The following is a 395-nucleotide window of genomic DNA, read 5'->3' as shown; positions in this document are numbered from 1 at the left end:
ATATGTATCTAACTTTGAACTTACCAGGATTCTTCTTAAAATCTTGTTTTTCAGATTTTGTCATTGATTTAAGATTATTTTGGTAAAAAGAGCAATTATCATTCTTACACTTATAAACGTAGAAATCCTTACGCGCCTTGATTCTTTCAAGTGTTTTACTGCAGTGAGGACATCTTAACACTATGGATTTCTGATAGTAATTTTTAGGATTGAATGTGGTATCACAGACTTTGCAAAGATATTGTCCTCGGCCTCCGTTATTATCGTAAAGATAGGTATGTGGAGCACCACACTTAGGACAGATAACATCCTTAGGAGCTAACGCTTTGTTTTTGCGAGGTTTCACAGGAGCAAATTCTTTGCCGTGCTTAAACTCATATTCAGCTATTAGAAGC

Annotated in this window: 1 pseudogene; it reads right to left on the bottom strand. The window is 35.2% G+C overall.

Going from position 1 to position 395, the window contains the following annotated elements:
* A pseudogene (locus LPA54_RS41330) lies at positions 1–395 on the bottom strand (transposase); the annotation flags it as partial.

This window comes from Streptomyces sp. DH12, assembly GCF_020873895.1.
GTDB lineage: Bacteria > Actinomycetota > Actinomycetes > Streptomycetales > Streptomycetaceae > Streptomyces.
The sequence above is the reverse complement of the archived record's forward strand: the minus strand, read 5'-3'. Positions and strand labels throughout refer to the sequence as shown.